This window comes from Marinomonas sp. GJ51-14 (assembly GCF_055808695.1).
In genome coordinates this window covers 1,059,765-1,076,712 of record NZ_CM147879.1, presented here as the reverse complement: position 1 = coordinate 1,076,712, position 16,948 = coordinate 1,059,765, and the positions used below count along the sequence as shown (strand labels likewise).

The 16,948-nt window shown below is 40.3% G+C and carries 18 protein-coding genes; 12 read left to right on the top strand and 6 right to left on the bottom strand.

Translation table 11 applies throughout. The annotated features are described in order from the left end of the window. Positions 1–316: 316 nt before the first annotated feature. From cyoA to AC0L3Y_RS05265, 8 genes are all read left to right on the top strand, one after another. A complete protein-coding gene (cyoA, locus tag AC0L3Y_RS05300) occupies positions 317–1,168 on the top strand; it encodes a ubiquinol oxidase subunit II (RefSeq protein WP_473469628.1) in 852 nt (283 codons plus the stop codon). Next, complete coding sequence (gene cyoB / locus AC0L3Y_RS05295; protein WP_473469626.1) at positions 1,155–3,257, top strand: cytochrome o ubiquinol oxidase subunit I; 2,103 nt, start codon at positions 1,155–1,157, stop codon at positions 3,255–3,257. Before cyoA ends, cyoB begins: the two co-directional genes overlap by 14 nt. A gap of 71 nt (positions 3,258–3,328) precedes the next feature. Next, a complete protein-coding gene (cyoC, locus tag AC0L3Y_RS05290) occupies positions 3,329–3,949 on the top strand; it encodes a cytochrome o ubiquinol oxidase subunit III (RefSeq protein WP_473469624.1) in 621 nt (206 codons plus the stop codon). Beyond that, positions 3,949–4,284: a cytochrome o ubiquinol oxidase subunit IV gene (gene cyoD / locus AC0L3Y_RS05285; RefSeq protein ID WP_473469622.1), complete on the top strand. Its 336-nt coding sequence runs from the start codon at positions 3,949–3,951 to the stop codon at positions 4,282–4,284. The genes cyoC and cyoD overlap by 1 nt, the downstream gene beginning before the upstream one ends. 16 nt (positions 4,285–4,300) lie before the next feature. After that, complete coding sequence (cyoE, locus tag AC0L3Y_RS05280) at positions 4,301–5,209, top strand: heme o synthase (RefSeq protein WP_473469620.1); 909 nt, start codon at positions 4,301–4,303, stop codon at positions 5,207–5,209. After that, positions 5,206–5,829 (top strand): SCO family protein, encoded by a 624-nt coding sequence (locus AC0L3Y_RS05275; protein WP_473469618.1) that lies wholly within the window; start codon positions 5,206–5,208, stop codon positions 5,827–5,829. Before cyoE ends, AC0L3Y_RS05275 begins: the two co-directional genes overlap by 4 nt. A 44-nt stretch (positions 5,830–5,873) precedes the next feature. Further along, entirely contained in the window at positions 5,874–6,383 is a 510-nt protein-coding gene (locus AC0L3Y_RS05270; protein WP_473469616.1) for a hypothetical protein, read from the top strand. A gap of 11 nt (positions 6,384–6,394) precedes the next feature. Further along, positions 6,395–6,826: a copper chaperone PCu(A)C gene (locus tag AC0L3Y_RS05265; RefSeq protein ID WP_473469614.1), complete on the top strand. Its 432-nt coding sequence runs from the start codon at positions 6,395–6,397 to the stop codon at positions 6,824–6,826. 45 nt (positions 6,827–6,871) lie between these two features. On the opposite strand, the gene AC0L3Y_RS05260 is transcribed toward AC0L3Y_RS05265, so the two are convergent. Then, on the bottom strand, positions 6,872–7,363 hold the full coding sequence (locus AC0L3Y_RS05260) for a TlpA family protein disulfide reductase (protein ID WP_473469612.1): 492 nt from the start codon (positions 7,361–7,363) through the stop codon (positions 6,872–6,874). A gap of 274 nt (positions 7,364–7,637) precedes the next feature. On the opposite strand from AC0L3Y_RS05260, the gene AC0L3Y_RS05255 reads away from it, so the two are divergent. Continuing rightward, on the top strand, positions 7,638–9,302 hold the full coding sequence (locus tag AC0L3Y_RS05255; RefSeq protein WP_473469609.1) for a tannase/feruloyl esterase family alpha/beta hydrolase: 1,665 nt from the start codon (positions 7,638–7,640) through the stop codon (positions 9,300–9,302). Positions 9,303–9,310: 8 nt separating this feature from the next. On the opposite strand, the gene AC0L3Y_RS05250 is transcribed toward AC0L3Y_RS05255, so the two are convergent. Then, positions 9,311–10,060, bottom strand: coding sequence for an SDR family oxidoreductase (locus AC0L3Y_RS05250; protein ID WP_473469607.1), 750 nt, complete (start codon positions 10,058–10,060; stop codon positions 9,311–9,313). Positions 10,061–10,217: 157 nt separating this feature from the next. Here AC0L3Y_RS05250 and AC0L3Y_RS05245 point away from each other — a divergent pair, with 157 nt between their 5' ends. Both AC0L3Y_RS05245 and AC0L3Y_RS05240 read left to right on the top strand, forming a co-directional pair. Then, positions 10,218–10,826 (top strand): gamma-glutamylcyclotransferase family protein, encoded by a 609-nt coding sequence (locus AC0L3Y_RS05245; RefSeq protein WP_473469605.1) that lies wholly within the window; start codon positions 10,218–10,220, stop codon positions 10,824–10,826. Beyond that, positions 10,816–11,877, top strand: coding sequence for a methyltransferase (locus AC0L3Y_RS05240; protein WP_473469603.1), 1,062 nt, complete (start codon positions 10,816–10,818; stop codon positions 11,875–11,877). Before AC0L3Y_RS05245 ends, AC0L3Y_RS05240 begins: the two co-directional genes overlap by 11 nt. Positions 11,878–11,974: 97 nt before the next feature. Here the strand turns inward: AC0L3Y_RS05240 and AC0L3Y_RS05235 are convergent, their stop codons facing one another. From AC0L3Y_RS05235 to AC0L3Y_RS05220, 4 genes are all read right to left on the bottom strand, one after another. Then, positions 11,975–12,886: a LysR family transcriptional regulator gene (locus AC0L3Y_RS05235; protein ID WP_473469600.1), complete on the bottom strand. Its 912-nt coding sequence runs from the start codon at positions 12,884–12,886 to the stop codon at positions 11,975–11,977. A gap of 103 nt (positions 12,887–12,989) precedes the next feature. Beyond that, positions 12,990–14,144, bottom strand: coding sequence for a M20 aminoacylase family protein (locus AC0L3Y_RS05230; protein WP_473469598.1), 1,155 nt, complete (start codon positions 14,142–14,144; stop codon positions 12,990–12,992). A gap of 187 nt (positions 14,145–14,331) precedes the next feature. Continuing rightward, positions 14,332–14,820: a hypothetical protein gene (locus AC0L3Y_RS05225; RefSeq protein WP_473469596.1), complete on the bottom strand. Its 489-nt coding sequence runs from the start codon at positions 14,818–14,820 to the stop codon at positions 14,332–14,334. 1 nt (position 14,821) lies between these two features. Continuing rightward, on the bottom strand, positions 14,822–15,664 hold the full coding sequence (locus AC0L3Y_RS05220) for a DUF3100 domain-containing protein (RefSeq protein WP_473469594.1): 843 nt from the start codon (positions 15,662–15,664) through the stop codon (positions 14,822–14,824). Between the two features lie 620 nt (positions 15,665–16,284). On the opposite strand from AC0L3Y_RS05220, the gene AC0L3Y_RS05215 reads away from it, so the two are divergent. After that, the gene (locus AC0L3Y_RS05215; protein WP_473469592.1) at positions 16,285–16,743 is read left to right on the top strand and encodes a YehS family protein; all 459 of its coding nucleotides are present in this window, start codon (positions 16,285–16,287) and stop codon (positions 16,741–16,743) included. Positions 16,744–16,948 lie beyond the last annotated feature (205 nt).

Sequence of the window (16,948 nt, the reverse complement as noted above, 5' to 3'; positions counted from 1 at the left end):
AAGATTGATCTAAATCATTAAACTATGCGTAACCAAGTATTAATTGTTCAAACAATTGATTACGGAGTGTGATTTACAGCCTTCGACTATTGTAAAAGCCCTAGCGCAAAAATATAATCGTCAGGCTTAATTTACACTACATGCAATATGTGATGTGGTTTTTTGATGATATCTATGGAGATGCTCATTATTGTATTTATTAAGCATTCAATTTAGTTTTCATAACTAGATGCATTATGTTTATGAATTCTAATGAGTTTAAGTTAAGCGCCTAGCTTGCTTGTAAAAGCTGCTCTAGGACATTCTGAGGTTACAGATGAAGAAAAAACTGTTCCAGTCAACTATGCTGCTTTCGCTTGCACTACTTCTAAGTGGTTGTGAGCTAGCTTTGTTCGATTCTAGCGGTGTCACGGGCAAACAAATGGGTGACACTATTCTACTTACTATGGGATTGATGCTTATTGTAGTTATACCAACTATTTTAATGACTATCTGGATTCCATTTAGATACCACGCAAGTAAGAAAGATGAATCTTACGATCCAGAGTGGGAGCACTCTAGTAAGATAGAGTTTTTTGCTTGGGGTGTACCTATTGTAATTATTATCGTGCTAGCAACGATCACTTACATTACATCTTATTCACTCGACCCTAGAAAAGAGATTGTTTCTGATAAGAAGCCTCTCACTGTTCAAGTGGTGGCAATGGATTGGAAATGGCTTTTCTTGTTCCCAGAAGAAAAAATTGCGGTAGTGAACGAAGTTGCCTTCCCTGTTAATAGACCAGTTGAATTTTTGGTTACCTCTCAATCTACTATGAACTCATTCTTTATTCCCAAGCTAGGTGCGCAAATTTATGCAATGGCTGGAATGGAAAACCGTCTAAACCTAATGGCTAATGAAATCGGTGAGTATCGAGGTATATCAGCAAACTACAGTGGTTTTGGTTTTGCGGGAATGCGTTTCAAGGCAAAAGTAACCTCAGAAGAAGATTTTGAAAAATGGGTAGAAGGTGTTAAAGCTTCTGGCCAGGTACTAACCGGTGCTGAATATGATCGCTTAATTGAAAAGACACGTGATCATGAAGTGGAGTATTTCTCATCGATAGATCCTCTACAATTTAAGAATATTATTGAGTCTTTTATTGGAGCCCAAAATGGTTCAAACTGATCTAATCAAAGATCCCCATGTGTTGACTGGTAAGTTGCACTGGGGCGTAATCCCTTATACTGATCCTGTCGTTGCACCAGTAATGGCTGCGGTCGTTCTTGGTGGTTTGTTACTGATTGCCTTTATTACCTACAAAAAATTGTGGGGGTATTTATGGGACGAATGGTTTACTTCTGTCGACCATAAAAAAATAGGCATAATGTACTGTATCGTTGCATTAGTGATGCTTGTACGTGGTTTCTCAGATGCCATCATGATGCGGGCACATCAGGCTTTATCGACGTCAGATAAGTTTGGTGAAGGGTTCTTACCTCCCGAACATTATGATCAGATTTTCACCGCTCACGGTGTAATCATGATCTTCTTCGTGGCTACCCCTCTTATGATTGGTATCATGAATGTGATCATGCCGTTACAGATCGGTGCGAGAGACGTTGCGTTTCCTTTCCTTAACTCATTAAGCTTTTACTTATTCTTAGTCGGTGTGTTGCTAATTAACATATCGCTTTTTGTTGGTGAATTTGCGGCAGTAGGTTGGTTAGCTTACACACCTCTTTCTGGTATCGAATACAGTCCCGGGGTTGGTGTAGATTATTGGATATGGGCTCTACAGATATCCGGTATTGGTACAACCTTAACAGCAGTGAACTTTGTAGCGACAATTCTGAAAATGCGTGCTCCTGGCATGACAATGATGAAAATGCCTGTGTTCACGTGGACAACATTTTGTGCCAACATAATTGCTTTAGTTATTTTCCCAATTTTAACGGTCGCTATTGCTCAATTAACACTTGATCGCTATTTAGATTTCAACTTCTTTACGAATGATGATGGCGGTAATCAGATGATGTGGGTTAACTTGATTTGGGCTTGGGGTCATCCCGAAGTGTATTTCTTGGTATTGCCTGCTTTCGGTATGATTTCAGAAGTAACATCGACTTTCTCTAGAAAACGGCTATTTGGCTATGTCTCTCTTATATGGGCGACTATTGCCATCACGATATTGTCTTTCCTAGTATGGTTACACCATTTCTTTACTATGGGCTCCGGCGCTAGTGTTAATGCTTTCTTTGGCATCATGACAATGATTATCGGTATACCAACTGGTGTGAAACTCTATAACTGGATCTTTACTATGTATAAAGGTCGTGTAGAGCTAACAGCTTCTATGTGGTGGGTGATTGCAATGCTAATTACCTTCACTATAGGTGGTATGACAGGTGTTATGTTGTCTATCCCTGCAAATGACTTCATGTTGCACAATAGTATGTTCGTACCAGCTCACTTCCATAACGTAATCATTGGTGGTGCGGTATACGGTTACTTTGCTGGTTTCACATATTGGTTCCCTAAAGCGACTGGAGTGAAGTTAAACGAGACCTTAGGTAAATGGTCTGTCGCACTTTGGTTCTTTGGTTATTTCTTCGCTTGGTTCCCTCTTTATTACACAGGCTTTGACGGTATGACGCGTCGTCTGCAGTATATTGATAACCCAGAGTGGCAATTACCTATGTACATCGCTCTTATTGGTGTTGCTCTTATTGCTGCAGGCATTGGTACTCAAGTGTTTAATATTGCTTGGAGCTTGTATAACCGCAATAAGCCAGAATACAAAGATGAGACCGGTGATCCGTGGGATGCTCATACTTTAGAGTGGTACACCACGTCACCACCACAATTCTATAATTTTGGGCATGTTCCATATATTAACGATCGTGATCAGTTGCTTGATATGAAGCAAAACGGTACTGCCTACAAGCGTCCTGAAAAATACGAACGCATTCATATGCCGAAAAACACTTGGGCAGGTCCTGTGTTAGGTTTACTGACATTACCTATGGGATTTGGTTTTGTATGGCATATTTGGTGGATGGTTATTGCATCAGTAGTTGCTATTTTCGCTTGCTGGATCAAACTCAACTTCGAACGTGATAAAGATTATTATGTCGAAGTCCCTGAAGTTGAAGCTATTGAAGGTAAATTCTTGAAGAGTAATGAAGGTCGTAATTATTACTTTGAAAAGAATGCTAAATACTACAAAAAGTGGAAACCATCAGATCAAAATGACAGCACGGTTGTTGCTAAGTAACCAATAAACCGTGGTTATAGCGCTATTACTTGGTAGCGCTATAACCAGAATTTAAATTTTGGAAGATATTTATGACTGCATTAACTAACGATCATGATCTTCATGAACATGATGATCACCACCACCATGAGGCTGAAGCCGCTGATCGCTATTTGTTTGGCTTTTGGTTATACATAATCAGTGACTGTCTGCTTTTTAGTACTCTGTTTGCGACTTATGCTGTAATGGGTCAAAACTTTGCAAATGGCGTTACACCTAATGAACTGTTTAATTTAAACTTTGTTGCTGTTGAAACGGCATTGTTGTTGTTGAGTAGTTTTACATTCGGTATGGCGATGCTGGGTGCTAATGTTGAAAACATGGCCAAAACTAAGTTCTGGTTGATCATTACTGCTTTATTGGGATTAAGCTTCCTTGGCATGGAAATCTACGAATTCGTTCATTTCAGCCATGAAGGTGCAACTCCACAGACAAGTGGCTACTGGACTTCGTTCTACAGTCTAGTTGCGACTCACGGTCTTCACGTAACAGCGGGTTTGATTTGGATGTTTTTCTTATTCATTCACTTTAATCGCGATGGCTTTTCTAACGAAAATAAAATTCGTTTGTCTTGTTTAAGTTTGTTCTGGCATTTCCTAGATATTATCTGGATTTGTGTCTTTAGCTTTGTATATTTAAGAGGAGCTATGTAATGTCATCATCTGAAACTGGTCCTGGTGGACAAGCTCACGGTAACGTTAAAGAATACGTAACAGGTCTTATTCTTTCTATTATACTGACTATTATCCCGTTCTACTTGGTGATGTCAGGTACTGGTAGTGATACCTTTACTGTTATTGCTATAGTGGTTGCTGCAATAGCTCAAGTGTTGGTTCAAATGGTTTTCTTCCTTCATATGAATGGATCTTCTAGTCAAACTTGGCTAACCGTTTCTGCCGTGTATGCACTGTTTATTTTGCTATTCGTTATCATTGGTTCAATGTGGATATTTGAGCATTTGAATCACAATATGCTAATGGGTCACTAACCTAGTCGAGAAAATTATGTTTAAAGACTATGTTTCGCTGACCAAGCCAGGCATTATCTTCGGGAATCTCATAGCCGCTGCAAGCGGCTTTTTCCTTGCTGCTAAGGGCAATATAGATTGGTTTTTATTACTGATTGTATTGATTGGAACAGCGTGTATTGTTGCGGCTGGATGCGTGGTTAACAATTATGTTGATCGTGATATTGATTTAAAAATGAGCCGTACAAAAAACCGCGCATTAGCTCAAGGGCGTATTAGTGTGAGTTCTGCACTTATTATGGCTTTGGTTCTTGGTGCCATTGGTTTTACGCTATTGCATATCTATACAACTGCTTATGCAGTCCTTTTTGGTGTCATCGGAATCCTTGTTTATGTTGGCCTTTATACACTGAAATACAAACGTAACTCTGTATATGGAACGCTTGTCGGTAGCTTATCTGGCGCCTGCCCTCCTGTTATGGGCTATGTCAGTGTTAGTAACGGGTTTGATGTTGGCGCTGCTATTCTTTTATTGACCTTTTGCTTTTGGCAAATTCCTCATTCCTATGCCATTGCCATCTGTCGATTCGATGATTATAAAGCTGCGAATATCCCTGTATTACCAGTGAAATATGGTGTACAGACGGCAAGATATCATATGTATGTTTATATTGTTGGCTTCGCTGTTGCCGCTTTGATGCTTTTTGAAAGGGGCTTTGTTGGGGTCATATATGCTCTAGTTGTAAGTTTAATGAGTATCTATTGGATTTATTTGGTTAAAATTGGCTATAAAGTAGAAAATGAACAGGCATGGGGAAGGAAATTGTTTGTGTTTTCCATCCTTGTGGTAACTGTTTTTAGTGTTTTAATCTCGGTTGATTACGTTAACCATGGACAGGTAGAGGTCACTTCTCTTCAGCATTTAAAAATGGCTATACCATCATGAATGAAACTAGAGTTTTAAAAGTATCTGCATTTGTCGCAGTGTTTCTTTCTATTTTTATTATTGTCTTCTATGTAACAACATCTACCCGTCCAATTGGCGAAAAATACAAGCCATTAAGTGAGTTAGGTGGTCCATTTACTTTGGAAACAAAGGAAGGGCCATTTTCACTTTCTGATATTGAAGGTAAGGTAGGTGTTGTTTATTTTGGTTTCTTGAGTTGTACCGAAGCTTGCCCTGCATCTATTGGCGTCGTTCAGGCTGCATATAAACAGCTTACTGATGATGAAAGAAATGGTGTTCAGTTTCTATTCATTAGTGTTGACCCTGAAAGGGACTCCTTGGAAGACCTTTATGACTTTGGTGATTATTACGACAATGACCTGCTTGCTCTTACTGGTACTCAGGAAGAAATTGATAAAGTCACATCAGATTATGGCGTATTTTTTGAGTTAACAGACTTAGAAGGTTCCGCACTTGGGTACACAGTTGATCATTCATCTCGTTTTTACATGATTGATAAAAACGGTAAATTGTTTACTACAATGAGCCATAGTACGACACCAAGCGAACTTGCTGCGCGAATAAAACAGCTTCAAAACTTAGAAAATAGCTCTTCTTAAATTATCTATTCATTGTTTCGTCTATCCAAATGTAAGGACGTGTTATGCAAACTGCTCGTAACTTGTTTTTCGTATGTGCCATTTTACCGGCGACTTTTCTTACTCAAATGACTTATGCAGAGACTTCAATGTCTGTGATAGTAGAAGAACATGGAATTCAACAATGTAAAATACCTCTACTGGCTATTGCTGATGAGCTGATTGGTAACAAGGTTCATAGATTACATGTCGATCAACCTAAACAGCATGCTGACAAATACCCATTTACTGTCGTCGGTGTCATTTCCTATAACGATGAAGATGCACAGGTCCAATTTAATGCATCTCCTATGGTTAATGGTGAATGTGAAGTCTCATATCAAGAAGTGTTCGCTTTGCCTGAAAATTGTTTAGAAGTTCGAGAGCAAGTTTTTAAGAAGTGGGAATACGTAGGTCGATTAAGTAAAGATAGCTTTTTTTTACGACATAAAGAGCGTTTGACCAAAAATGCGACGCTAACAAGTATAAAATCTGGCTCTGAATGTTTGGTAACTCGACGTCACAGTGGTATTTGAGAGGTAATCTTATGAAAAAGACAATAGCATTACTATTAATGGCTATTAGCCCGTTGGCTCTGTCTGCTCAATTAGAAATTAGTAGAACAAACCTAAGAGCAAACACACCTGGAAGTGATAATACTGCGGCATACATGGTTGTTGATAATTTAACAAAAGAGGATGTGCGTATTGTTGGTGCTGAGTCTGATGTGTCAGAGTTTACAGAACTTCATAGTCACAAGATGGACGGTGATCGAATGATCATGCGCCATGAAAAGTACATTGATGTTGATGCTGGCGAATCAGTACGTTTTGCACCAAATGGCTACCACGTTATGTTGATCGGTCTGAAAAAACGTGTGAAACATGGTGAGCAAGCAACCATCACACTGAAATATGATGATGGTACCTCACAAGCTTTTAAGTTTGACGTTATTGATCCAAGAAAAGCAGCAGAGTAATTGCTCTAGAAAACGGCTCTGCAAGTAATGTCTTTAAAAGCCTATTTAGCTTTTTCCGTGTTGATGTTTTTCTAGTAAGTTTTCTATTCCTTCAATAGTTACTTTTCCATGTAAAACATCAACAATTTCTCCATCAGGAGAGAGGATGTAAGTTGTTGGTAATACCGCTGGTAATGACATTGGCAACACTTCAAGAGATGATGTTTTTAAGACAGGAAATTGGATTTGATAGCGCTTTTTCAAATCCATAATTTCTTGATCAGATAAACTGTCGTAACTGATCCCAAACACACGTAAGTCACCTAATTGTGCAAGCTCATTTAATTCTGGAAGTTCTTCTAAACAAGGTTTGCACCATTCTGCGAAATAATTAACGAGCGTCCATTTCTCACTTTTCCAGCTATATGACTGTCCTGAAACCGCCTCAAAAGAAGGTGTTGGTGTGCTGTGTAAATTTATAACGATAACAAGTGTTAATATTGGAATAAGAGCACATCCAAGAAGTTTAATGGCGAAAGGTTTATTTTTAATAAACATAATAAAGGCTCAAACGAGTAAATTAAAAGACGAGAACTCTGAAATTAGAAGCGTTAGGATATAAATAATTTAATAATGATAACCATAGGTACTGTGCTGAGCAAGGTTAAGAACAAGCAAAGAATTAGCATGTAGCTCCATCATAAGATTGAATGTTTATTTTATTTCAACTTATCCTTTTCTTGATAACTTTCTATTTTGCTCATTATTCGTTATTTTGAGTATCTGTCAGTGAGATTTTATTTGACGCAATAAATCAAAAAGGATGATGTTAATGAAAACGCTTTTAACCTCGATAGTGACAGCTTGTTTCGTCTTTATCTTAGGCTCTAATCCAGCTTATGCTGACACTCTCAATTGCCAAGCGTTGTTAACAAAAGTTCCAGAAAGCGTAGATATCAAAGTTTCTATGCAAGCTTCAAACAAAGAAGTTAGAAGCCCTTTTTGCTTAGTGTCTGGTGTTATGGCGCAGCGTTTAGGAGCAGATGGGAAGTTTTACTCAATCAAATTCGAATTGCGTTTGCCAAATTCTTGGCAAGGACGTTTTGCCTATCAATTTAATGAAGGTAACGGTGGAGAAGTAAAACCTGCGTTAGGTGCAACAACAGGGCTTAGATCTTCACAACATGCGATTAACCAAGGCTTTGCAGTTGTTTCTAGCGACAGTGGTCATGACGCGCAGGCCTATCCAGAGGCTGGACTTTCAAGTGGGGCTGTATTTGCTCATGACGCTCAAGCACGTCGGGATTATGCTTATGCTGCTGTGCAAAAACTCAACCCTGTGGCGCGCGCACTTGTAGAAAGCTATTACCAATCTCCAATCAAGTATTCTTATGGCATCGGCCAATCAAATGGTGGGCGTCTGGCTATGGTTGTTGCCACTCGTTTTCCAACCATGTTTGACGGTCTTCTTATTGGTTCTCCTGGGTTTAATGCACCTAGAGCTGCCTTACAGCATCCCTGGGATGTTCAAGCCTTACATCGTGTGAACGATGATATTAGCCAATCTCTAACACAGAGAGATCTCGACTTTTTTGCATTACGAATGTTGAATCAATGCGATGCATTAGATGGTATTCATGACGATATGATATTCGCGTCTGATGCTTGTCAGGCAGTTTTTGAACCTAAAGCCTTAGTATGTAAGGGGAAGTTTGATCGAGACTGCCTTCCTTTGACTAAGATCGCAGCGTTGATACAAATGCATAAAGGGCCACATAATTCAAAAAACCGGGCTCTTTACAATAGTTGGGTTTATGACTCAGGTATTCGTTCTAACAATTGGCGTATGTGGAAAGTCGAAAGCAATATTTCTGTATGGAATAATAAGCCTGCAGGCCTTGTTATGGGAGCGTCTTCACTAGCGCATATCTACACAACACCTTTTTCAAATATCGCAGGTGATTTATATTCTTTGGAAAAGTATTTGCTATCATTTAACTTTGATAAAGACGCTCCTAAAATTTACGCAACGAATAAAGATTTCAACGAGTCGGCAATGACTTTAATGACACCACCAGATGTTGTGAAACCTAAGTTAACCGAGTTTAAGCAATACGGTGGCAAGATGATGATCTTCCATGGAAACAGTGATCCGGTTTTTTCAGTAAAGGATACAGTTCGCTGGTATGACTTTTTAGACTTTGGTTTAGGAGGCAGCGCAAAAGAGTTTGTTAAATTCTATCGAATTCCCGGTATGCCTCATGGGCAAGGTGGCGCCTCAGCTGATCAGTTTAATATGCTACAACCTTTAGTTGATTGGGTAGAAAGAGGTAAAGAACCCCGAGAGATTATTGCTTCGACAAGACTGGATAATCCAGAAATCACACCTCGTATGGTAGGATTAACTCGTCCCCTTTGTCCTTACCCTGCTTATGCGCACTATCGAAGTGGTAATTATTTGAGTGCGAGCTCTTTTCGTTGTGTTGTTGCTAAATAGTCATAGCGCTATCGACCGCCACCAACGTCGATAAAGCTCCCTGTGCTATAGCTTGATTTATCGCTGAGTAGCCATAATATTGCTTCGGCTACTTCTTCTGGCTTTCCTCCGCGTTGTAATGGCAAATTGGGTGCAATACGATCCACTCGCCCAGCTTCACCGCCATCGGCGTGCATGTCCGTATAAATCAAACCGGGTCGGACCACGTTAACACGAATCCCATCGCCAGCGACTTCCAAAGCAAAGCCTTTGGAAAAAGAATCCACTGCACCTTTACTCGCCGCATAATCTACATATTCATTTGGGGAGCCATAAACAGACGCAAGGGAAGATACATTAACGATCGCCCCGCCTTTGCCTCCTTGACTGAGTGCCATATGTTTAAACGCCGACTGACAACATAAAAGTGTGCCAAAGACGTTGGTGTTGAATATTCGCTGCCAGCGGCTCAAATCGGTTTTGACAAAGGTTGTTTGTGCTTCTAAGATTCCTGCGTTATTCACCAAAGCACTCACTGGCCCCCAGCTTTTAAGAATATGCTCAAACATAAATGAAACCTGCTCTGCGTCACTGACATCGGCTTGTATACAGTGAGCTTGGCCGCTAAGCTTACGGATTTCTCTGATAACCTTTTGAGCGGAAGCTTCATCTTGTCTGTAGTTCAAAACTATTTCATAGCCTTGTTGTGCAGCAAGTTTTGCAGTTGCCGCGCCAATACCTCGTCCACCACCTGTAATCAATAAAATAGGTTTTTTCATAGGCGACTCCTAATTCTGTTTTGTGATTGCTTTTTTACCATACTGAGTTTTTTTATGGAGATCCAGATGGAAACTAGGCTAGTACTGTCCAATGGCACAGGCTATCATGCGTGTCATTCTAATTGTCCAACGAATTACGTTTTGCTTGGAGGCTAATGTGAGCTCATCAGGTCGACACTTTATCTTAGGCTACGGTAGTCTTATCAATGGTGAAAGTCGTGCAAAAACCGGTGAAACAGGTAATGTTTGGCCTGTTAAATTGTATGGCTTCGAACGACATTGGTCGGTGATGAGTGATGAATTTGGAATGAGTTCTGTCGCGGTGATTCAAGCACCACAAAAAGCGTGTAATGGTGTATTGGTAGAAGTGCCTTTTGATCAATTTCCTTTGTTTGATGAGCGTGAACGAGGCTATCGTCGAGCACAGATTCAATTGGATCAGTTAAGTACTTATGACACCATATCGTTGCCTGAAGGAACCTACTGGGTGTATCACACGGACGAGGTTGTTGAGCCACATCAGGATAGTCCGATTACTCTAAGTTATCTGGATGTAATTTTATCTGGCTGCTTAGAGCATGGTGATGCTTTTACAGAGGACTTCTTGATGTTGACCAAAGGCTGGGCATCGCCTTTACTTAATGACCGACAGACACCGCGCTATCCAAGAGTGCAACCTGATATTGAGACAGAGCGTTTAAATGCGTTATTGGCGCCTGTAACCACCCTTTCTATAAAAGAGCTATCTGCAACTTATGAACCTTAACTCGACGAGCCAATTGTTGGCACGCAACGAAGACGAATTATCTGGCAAAATTTTATTTGCTAACCCAGAAGACACTTATCCTTTGGATATTAGTAGAAAAGCGGATGTGTACGCTTGGTGTCAATCTAAAACGTTTTACGATGCGTTATCGCGCGTTGGCTTTGCAGATGAGAAATTGTTTCTATCAGAGCAATGGGCACCTGAAAACGGCAGTGATTTTGATTACATCGTTGTTTATCAGCCTAAAGCAAAAGAGTTATTAGATTATTTATTGGCGGCAGTTTTACCTCTTTTAAAAGATGGTGGACAAATTTGGCTAGTGGGTGATAACAAAAGCGGCGTTAAATCCTCTGCGAAGCGTTTAGAGGTGGGATTGGATGATGTCGGTAAGGTTGATGGTGCGAAACACTGTTTACTCTATGCTGGCTATAAACGCCGTCCTGTGAAGCCTTTTGTGTTTGAGGATTGGATTGTTACTTGGCAACAAGAAGTTGCAGGGCAAAGTTTCACCTTGTGTAGTCTGCCGGGTGTATTTGGTCACGGAAAATTAGATAAGGGCACAGAACTGTTTTTGAATCAGTTAAACGAACATCGCTTCATGAGTGATGTTGCCAGTGCCCGAATTCTTGATTTTGGTTGTGGTGACGGCATTATTGCGCTTTGGATGTATAACAAAACGGGCGCTCGAATCACAGCATTAGATGACAGTGTATTGGCTTTAAAAGCCACTGAGTTAACCTTTGCTGCAAATCAGGCCAATGACGCTGTGACGACGATTGCATCAAACGGATTGAACGAAGTAAAAGGCCGATTTAATTACGTTGTAACAAACCCGCCATTTCACACGGGTATCACTACGGATTACAGCATTGTTGAAAGCTTCTTTATGACAGTGAAACAGCATTTAACTTTGAATGGCGAGTTGTTTGTTGTAGCGAATGACTTCTTACGATATCCACCAATCCTTGATGCAGCGCTTGGTTCACACACACGACTATTCAGAGACAAAGGCTATTCTATTTACCATGGTCGCCAGCCGAAAAAACGCTAGTTGTTAATGGCGTCAAATGACGATACTCGAAACGCGCAGTTCTTTATGAAATGCGCGTTTTTTTATTCTCTTAGGAATGCAGAAAGAATAAAAGAGATTAAGAGTGAAAATCTCTCATCCAGAGCTGTAAGTGTTTCAGTAAGGCCAGTGGCGCTTCTGTTAGTTGTCGACCAAGACGAGTGACAATATGCACTTCACCAGAAGATAAAATAGGATCTGCAATAGGAAGTGACACAACAAGCTTGTCTTCTAATTCTCTTCTGACAACAAATTCAGGCAAAATGGTAACGCCCATATTCGACCGTACAAATTCTTTTAGAAGTGAAAATGAGTTCACGGTCATGGTTGGCGCGAGTCGGATTCTGTTTTTAAATTCAGCCACGGCAATAAGTTGTCTAACGCCGAACTCGGCTTCTTGTAGAACCATTGGGTAAAGCATCAATTCCTCTAATTGAACTGGGCGGTTCAATGCTATTAATGGGTGTTCAATTGGAACAATAGCGCAGAGAGGGTGTAGTGAAATCTCATGAGAGCGTAGTTTTTGATGGCTAGGCGGATGGAACAAAACACCTATGTGAGCTTCGTCCTCTTCAAGTTTCCGAATCAAATCATTAGAACCCGCTACATGTACTGATAAGGTTAAATCTGGATACAAAGCTTGAAACTGAGGTAAGGCTTTTGACATTATGTCTCCAATGAAACCTTCACCGATGGCTAAGGTGATGTGACCTGACTTTAAGCCTTTTAGAGCCTGCAACTCTGATAGGCAGGTTTCTTCATTTGACGTGGCTTCACGGTAGTATTTCAGTAAGAGTTGGCCCGCTTCGGTTGGGCGTACACCTTTACGATGCCGCTCAATAAGAATGCACGTGAGCTCTTCTTCCAGTTGGGTGATTTGGCGGCTGATTGCCGAAGGGGCCACATCGAGTTTATCCGCTGCGCCCCGAATTGTGCCTAATGAAACGGCTTCATAAAAATACGTTAATCGTTTTGCGTTAATTTCTTTCATTTCTGTTTACCTTTAAGCCTTCCCACCACCATAAAATAAAAAAAGGCAGTGAGCAAAACTCACTGCCAAATAAAGCGCCTTGGGAGGCTTTGGTGATGTAAAACTAACGACTAGGGAGACGCTGTTTTACAAGTGCACACCAAAATTGAATGGCGACTTCAATAACTCGATCATTGAAATCGTAATAAGGATTGTGGAGCGCTACAGAATCCTCTTCATCCACACCCAGCCAAAAATATGCACCAGGACATTGCTCTAACATAAAAGCAAAATCCTCTGACGCCATAGACGGCTGAATATTGTAATGAGCATGACCTTCAGCACATTGCGTTTGAGCAACATTGTGAATAATAGCTGCATGCTCAGCATGATTTTTTGTCACTGGGTAACCTCGATGATAAGCCAGTGAAACAGTTAATCCCGGAGACTCGTTATGACTAGCGATATAGGCTGTTAATATTTTTTCGACCTGATCCCTGACTAGAGGGTTTAAACAGCGTACGGTGCCTCTTAGGGTTGCAGATTCAGGTAGAACATTGATTGCTTCGCCACTATTAAACATAGTGACACTAACTACAGCAGATTCTAATGGTGAAATATGACGTGATACTATGGTTTGCAAACGTAAAACGAGATCAGACGCTGCGACGATCGGGTCTATGCCCATGTGAGGCATGGCAGCATGAGAGCCTTTACCAGTGACTGTGATATCGAAAGTATCAAGAGACGCCATCATAGCGCCATCATTCACGGCGATATCACCTGCAGGTAGCCCCGGCCAATTATGTAAACCGTAAATTGCATCCATTGGAAAACGTTCGAACAAACCGTCTTCAATCATTTTTTGAGCACCACCGAGATTCTCTTCGGCGGGCTGGAAAACAAAATACACGGTGCCACTAAAAGGTTTTTGTTCCGCAAGATAACGAGCGGCACCCAGTAGCATTGCAGTATGTCCATCATGACCACAGGCGTGCATACAGCCTTTGTGTTGAGATTTATGGCCTGGTGTACCTAATTCTTGGATTGGCAGAGCATCCATATCTGCACGTAAACCAATGGCTGGTCCTGAACCATTTGTTAGCACACCAACGACACCTGTAATGCCGATACCTGTGTGAACCTCTAGACCAAAGCTGCGAAGTAAGTCTGCAACTTGTTGAGATGTTTGATGTTCAGCAAAACCTAATTCTGGATGCTGGTGGAAGTTTTTTCGCCATTGTGTAGCGTCGGCGACGAGTTGTTTTATATCTGTCATCATTATCTCCAAGTGTATTCTCTAGTCAAAATTAGCAGCGAGCATATGGATGCTGTTAATCCAGACACTTTTGACTTCGCTGTATTCTTAGAACTGTGATTTGTTTATTGTGACTTTAAAAAATAAAAAGCATTAAGGTGATCCGCTCAGAGAGAGATCACCCTAATGCTTTGGTATTCAATTTAACTTAGAAGTTAAGTAAAGCATCTGCGACAAAAACAGAGCCAACGTAAGTTCCTGTGAAAACTAAGATAGAAATAGCAGCAATTTTAAAACCAGATCGCTTGAACAAATCTACTTCCATTTTAGTAATGGCCAAAGCTGCGTAAGCTAATACAGGCGTTACCATTGCAAGGAAACTGATGTTTTTAAGTTCAGCTAAAAGAACGGCAGATACAGGAGACACAGGAATTGTTAAAAGAACACTAACAAGTGACACCCAAGCAACAGCAGGGAAACCAATAGGTACGAATTTCGCCAACACTAAACCAACAACAACCATAGCGTAGATGATCAACATCGCGGGTAAGGTTTCAATTGGGTTCAGCCCCGTTCCTGCCCAGTTACTGACAAGGCTTACAAACGAAATCACAGCTAACGCGACGAGATTCTCTTTGAAGGTCAAGCGCATTTCTTCTGCTTTTGGTTCAACAGTATTTTTAATCGTAGAGTTCATATTATTGTGCCTCTTTTGTTGTTACATCGTTGGCGTTTTCACCGGATAGTTTTTTGTAAAACCACTCCGAGAAAGGCAAGGCAATAAAAATTGCAACGTATAAACCAGTTGCGTTGGTAAGTAAGTTACTTGCACCTGCAAAGGCGAGGATTTCATCTTTCATTGCTGGAAATGCGGTAGCCAATGTACCTGAACACGCTGCGGTCATGCTGCCACTACCAACACCACAGGCCATAGCCAGCGCTCTAGGATCGAACCAACCAGTGGTTGCGAAAAACCCTGCTAGTAAAGCAAAGTAAATTGTACCGAACATGGTACCCATAACGTAAACCCCCATAACACCGATGCCTTCGTTACTTTTTAGGCCGTAACGATCAGAGATCAGAGCAATGTTCGGCTCACGGGCAATAGAGTAAGTTGCGCCAATGGCTTCACGTCCCATTTTGAAAACCAATACAGCGATTGGCATTGCAATCAACATGGTGCCTAAGTTACCTAATTCTTGTAATACCATTGCGTAACCCGCTTCCGCAATTTTTGGTAATGCTGGCCCGATCAAACTACCGAATTTGGCAATAAAAGGCAGGATACCAATGACGATAAGTGGAGCAGCAATAGATGCATTCTTCTTAGTGATAATTTTTTGTGAAAACTTCGTTATGTTTGGGTTCACAAACAAACAAAGAACAAAAGCATAAAATAAAGGAAGGAAAAGTAATTTGGCATTAGCAATTGGGATGCTCTGAACGCCAATCCATTCGGATATAACAGACATAACAATGACGATTGCGTGTAATCGCCAATTAAGCAGTAAGCTCATTATTGGGCTAGATTGGTTATTCATTCAAGGCTCCAGTTTTGGTGAGTGGGCTTTTTATAAAACGCTTTTTGGTGTTGCTTTATAATTTTGTCACTGTTGCGATAGAGGCAACAATCAGATTGTTAGGCTTAATTGAACATTATAAAAGTTATGTAAAAGGTATATTTTAAAGCTCTTTATAAGTGCATTTATGCACCAAATAAGGATGGAGGGGTTGTTATGCCTTTATTGTTCTTAATTGAATCATGGGGCTTTCGCACTGATTTGACGCATTAAAACCTTAGGCAAAAGGTGAGGAAACAATATAAGCAAGTGGGGATAGCCTTTCATAGTCATTAAATAGTCATATTTCCTTTTTTATATTTCAAAATGATCTAAAAAATAATTCAAAGAAGCGTGTTTAATTGAAGGGAAAAACCAATAATCAGCGTATTTTCTATGAAAATGGCAATGTCTCTTCGTAAAGTAGGGCTTTTTTAGCTTATGGATTGTGCTGCATTATCCAAGGGTAGTATTGAAAATAGGATAGATCAGCTCTATAGAAGAGTGCGGTAATAAATACTTAACTCTGATAAAATAGCAACTTATGAATCTCGCAGCCCATTATGTTGATGGCGCTGATACCCTAACACTAGGAATCCGTTTTGAATAACAACGATGTTTTACGCCGTCTTCGCTACACTTTCGATCTAAAAGAATTAGCTATAGTCGATATGTTCGCTTCTGCAGAAGAAACTGTCGCGCAAGAACAAGTTACAGCCTGGTTGAAGAAAGAAGATGATGCTGGTTACGAAGAAATGGCAGACGTGGATATGGCAATCTTTCTAAATGGTTTTATTAACACTAAACGTGGCAAGCGTGAAGGTCCACAACCTGAGCCTGAAAAACGCCTAACTAATAACGCCATTTTTATGAAGTTGCGTATCGCATTAAACCTACAAGCGGAAGAAATTTTAGATATCATGTCATTGGCAGAGTTTAATCTTAGTAAACATGAGCTTAGCTCTTTTTTCCGTAAGCCAGATAATCGCCATTATTGTGAATGCAAAGACCAAATCTTACGTAATTTTTTGATGGGTTTACAGAAACATTATCGTGCTTAAAATATAGTGATTTGAAATCATAACGCCACCTAGCACAGCTAGGTGGCGTTTTTTTATATTCAAAATAATTATTAACGAGTAAAAATATGAATGCATTTATGGGGTTAATGCTTATCGATGTTGCGATTGAATTATGAATTTTGCTTTTTCCTATTGCATTGTTAAATTTATATATTACTGTATGACAAATGTTTGGTAGCTGAAA

Bases quoted from the DNA above. Each gene is read 5' to 3' on its own strand.
- cyoA (WP_473469628.1), top strand. From the start codon at position 317: ATGAAGAAAAAACTGTTCCAGTCAACTATGCTGCTTTCGCTTGCACTA.
- cyoB (WP_473469626.1), top strand. From the start codon at position 1,155: ATGGTTCAAACTGATCTAATCAAAGATCCCCATGTGTTGACTGGTAAG.
- cyoC (WP_473469624.1), top strand. From the start codon at position 3,329: ATGACTGCATTAACTAACGATCATGATCTTCATGAACATGATGATCAC.
- cyoD (WP_473469622.1), top strand. From the start codon at position 3,949: ATGTCATCATCTGAAACTGGTCCTGGTGGACAAGCTCACGGTAACGTT.
- cyoE (WP_473469620.1), top strand. From the start codon at position 4,301: ATGTTTAAAGACTATGTTTCGCTGACCAAGCCAGGCATTATCTTCGGG.
- AC0L3Y_RS05275 (WP_473469618.1), top strand. From the start codon at position 5,206: ATGAATGAAACTAGAGTTTTAAAAGTATCTGCATTTGTCGCAGTGTTT.
- AC0L3Y_RS05270 (WP_473469616.1), top strand. From the start codon at position 5,874: ATGCAAACTGCTCGTAACTTGTTTTTCGTATGTGCCATTTTACCGGCG.
- AC0L3Y_RS05265 (WP_473469614.1), top strand. From the start codon at position 6,395: ATGAAAAAGACAATAGCATTACTATTAATGGCTATTAGCCCGTTGGCT.
- AC0L3Y_RS05260 (WP_473469612.1), bottom strand. From the start codon at position 7,363: ATGTTTATTAAAAATAAACCTTTCGCCATTAAACTTCTTGGATGTGCT.
- AC0L3Y_RS05255 (WP_473469609.1), top strand. From the start codon at position 7,638: ATGAAAACGCTTTTAACCTCGATAGTGACAGCTTGTTTCGTCTTTATC.
- AC0L3Y_RS05250 (WP_473469607.1), bottom strand. From the start codon at position 10,060: ATGAAAAAACCTATTTTATTGATTACAGGTGGTGGACGAGGTATTGGC.
- AC0L3Y_RS05240 (WP_473469603.1), top strand. From the start codon at position 10,816: ATGAACCTTAACTCGACGAGCCAATTGTTGGCACGCAACGAAGACGAA.
- AC0L3Y_RS05235 (WP_473469600.1), bottom strand. From the start codon at position 12,886: ATGAAAGAAATTAACGCAAAACGATTAACGTATTTTTATGAAGCCGTT.
- AC0L3Y_RS05230 (WP_473469598.1), bottom strand. From the start codon at position 14,144: ATGACAGATATAAAACAACTCGTCGCCGACGCTACACAATGGCGAAAA.
- AC0L3Y_RS05225 (WP_473469596.1), bottom strand. From the start codon at position 14,820: ATGAACTCTACGATTAAAAATACTGTTGAACCAAAAGCAGAAGAAATG.
- AC0L3Y_RS05220 (WP_473469594.1), bottom strand. From the start codon at position 15,664: ATGAATAACCAATCTAGCCCAATAATGAGCTTACTGCTTAATTGGCGA.